3 protein-coding genes and 1 pseudogene are annotated in these 2,876 nt (G+C 73.7%); all 4 read left to right on the top strand.

Features of this window, described 5'->3' with window-relative positions; genetic code table 11:
- Positions 1-215: pseudogene (locus QQK43_RS22930) on the top strand (hypothetical protein); the annotation flags it as partial.
- A complete protein-coding gene (locus QQK43_RS22925) occupies positions 185-1,030 on the top strand; it encodes a polysaccharide deacetylase family protein (protein ID WP_284309602.1) in 846 nt (281 codons plus the stop codon). The pseudogene QQK43_RS22930 and the gene QQK43_RS22925, both read left to right, overlap by 31 nt.
- Positions 1,027-1,779, top strand: coding sequence for a class I SAM-dependent methyltransferase (locus tag QQK43_RS22920; protein WP_284309601.1), 753 nt, complete (start codon positions 1,027-1,029; stop codon positions 1,777-1,779). Before QQK43_RS22925 ends, QQK43_RS22920 begins: the two co-directional genes overlap by 4 nt.
- An 82-nt stretch (positions 1,780-1,861) precedes the next feature.
- Positions 1,862-2,876 (top strand): beta-ketoacyl-[acyl-carrier-protein] synthase family protein (locus tag QQK43_RS22915; protein WP_284309600.1); only part of this gene is annotated, 1,015 nt, incomplete at its 3' end.

The following is a 2,876-nucleotide window of genomic DNA, read 5'->3' as shown; positions in this document are numbered from 1 at the left end:
AGGCCGACCCGGAGTTCTGTCTCTGGCACGACCTGCGTGCCGGCCGGCCGGACCTGCCCTGTTTTGTCGGCTGGGGCCGCGACGACCGGTTTGCCGGGGCCATGCGCGACCTGGTGGCGCGGTTGCCGCGCGCCGTGGCGCACGAGGTCGATGGCGGGCACGACTGGTCGGCCTGGCTGCCCCTGTGGCAGCGCTTTCTGGCGGGTTGGCGGTGAACGTGCGCCCGGCGCCGCCGTCCCGCTGGACGCCCAGCCCGTTGCTGCGGCTCTCGGGCGTGGTCCATGGCGCCGCCGTGCTGGGTGCTGTCGCGGTGCCGTCGGCCTGGCCCTGGGCGCTGGGCGCGGTGGCCGCCAACCACGCACTGATCACCACGGCGAGCCTGTTGCCACGCTCCTCGTGGCTGGGGGCCAACATCACCCACCTGCCGCCGCGCACGGCGGGGGCGGGGCGGGTCGCGCTGACCATCGACGACGGACCCGATCCCGAGGTCACGCCGCGGGTGCTCGACCAGCTCGATGCCCTGGGCCTGCGCGCCAGCTTTTTCCTCATCGGACACCGCGCGCAGCGCCACCCTGCGCTGTGCCGGGAGATCGTCGCCCGCGGCCACCGCGTGGAGAACCACGGCCACAGCCATTCGCACGCCTTTTCGCTGTTCGGCCCGGGCCGCATGCGCGCCGACATTGCGCAGGCGCAGGCCGTGCTGTCGGACCTGAGCGGGCAGGCGCCGCGCTTTTTCCGCCCGACCGCCGGGCTGCGCAACCCCTTTCTCGACCCGGTGCTGGCCGGCCTGGGGCTGCGCCTGGCGTCCTGGACGCGCCGTGGCTACGACACGCGCAACCCCCACGCGGACACGGTGCTGGCGCGCCTGACGCGCGGGCTCGGGGATGGCGACATCCTTTTGCTGCACGACGGCCACGCCGCCCGCACGGCCGAGGGCCAGCCCCTGCTGCTGGCCCTGTTGCCGGCGCTGGCCGAGCGGCTGCAGACCCAGGGGTTGGCGACCGCCACCCTTCACGAGGAGCTGGATTGACCCCGTTTTCGGCCATTCCCGACGGACTGCTGGCGCGCGCCTGCGAGCGTTTTCGCCGCGCCGACCGGTTTGCCTACCACTACGCGCGCGGCAAGCTCGGCGGCGACGCGATCTTCGCGGAACTGCTGCGCCGCGGCCTGCTGCCCGCGCGGCCCGATGTGCTCGATCTCGGCTGCGGCCAGGGCAGCCTGTTCGCGTGGCTGCTCGCGGCCGCCGAACAGCACGCCGACGGCCGCTGGCCGGCCGACTGGCCACCACCGCCCCAGCCGGTGCGGCTGCGCGGCGTGGAACTGATGCCACGCGACGTGTGGCGTGCCCGGCAGGCGTTCGGCGCCGACCACCCGCTGGTGCGGGTGGAGCAGGGCGACATGAACGCGGTGGATTTCGGCCGCTGCGACGTGGTGACCATCCTCGACGCGCTGCACTACTTCGACCACGATCGCCAGCGCCAGGTGGTCCGGCGCATCCGGCGCGCGATCGGGCCCGGCGGGCTGTTCGTCACCCGCGTCGGCGACGAGGCCGCCGGCTGGCCGTTCGCACTGTCGACCTGGGTCGACCACGTGGTGACCTTCCTGCGCGGGCACCGGCTGCCGCGCCTCTATGCCCGGCCGCTGGCCGACTGGCGCGCGCTGCTGCAGCAGGAGGGCTTTGCGGTGGAAAGCCTCGACATGAACGGCGCGCTGCCGTTTGCCAATGTGATGCTGGTGTGCCGTGCCCTGCCCGAAGACGCCGCCCCCGCCATCGCCTAAGATCGCCTCCCTGTCACCGCGCTCCCGAGGGGCGTCTCCGGCGTCCCGCCCAGGGGCGCGCCGTTTTTGCCAGCGAGTTTCCGTGTCGCCTCTCCAGCTATCTGCCTGCACGCTGACCACCTGTCTCGGACAGGGTCTGGACGCCCACCGCCAGGCCCTGCGCGACGGGCGCAGCGGCCTGCGCCCCTGCCAGTTCGAAACCGTGGTGCTCGACACCTGGGCCGGCGAGGTGGCTGGCGTGGACGCCTGCCACCTGCCGCCCGCGCTGCGCGAGCACAACTGCCGCAACAACCGGCTGGCCGTGCTGGCCCTCGAAACCGACGGGTTTGCCGATCGCGTGCGCGACGCGGTGCGCCGCCACGGTGCCCACCGTGTCGGGGTGTTCCTGGGCACCAGCACCTCGGGCATTCTCGAGACCGAGATCGCCTACCGCCAGCGGAATCCCGCCACCGGGGCGCTGCCGTCCGGCTTCGTGCACCACGGCTCGCACAACCCGTTTTCGGTGACCGACGCGGTGCGCCGCTACCTCGGCGCCGAGGGGCTGGCGCTGACGATTTCCACCGCCTGTTCGTCCAGCGCCAAGGTGTTTGCCGCCGCGGCGCGGCAGATCGCGCTGGGCCAGTTGGACGCCGCCGTGGTCGGCGGGGTCGACAGCCTGTGCCTGACCACCTTGTACGGCTTCGCGTCGCTGCAACTGACTTCGCGCCAGCCCTGCCGGCCCTACGACGCGGCGCGCGACGGCATCTCGGTCGCCGAGGGCGCGGCCTTCGCGCTGCTCGAACGCCCGGGCGCCAGCGAAGCGCCCGGCGGCGTGCACCTGCTCGGGGTGGGCGAGTCCAGCGACGCGTACCACATGTCGGCGCCCCACCCCGAAGGGCTGGGCGCGCGCCAGGCCATGGCCGCCGCCCTGCGCTCGGCCGGGCTGGAGGCGTCGGCCATCGACTACATCAACCTGCACGGCACGGCCACGGTGGCCAACGACGCGGCCGAAGGCCTGGCGGTGGCGGCCCTGTTCGGCAGCGGTGTGCCCTGCAGCTCCACCAAAGGCGCGACCGGCCACACCCTGGGCGCGGCCGGCGCGGTGGAGGCCGTGATCG

The organism is Hydrogenophaga electricum, from assembly GCF_030160815.1.
Classification (GTDB): domain Bacteria; phylum Pseudomonadota; class Gammaproteobacteria; order Burkholderiales; family Burkholderiaceae_C; genus Hydrogenophaga; species Hydrogenophaga electricum.
Note: the sequence above shows the minus strand (reverse complement) of the source record. Positions and strands in the feature narration are given on the sequence as shown.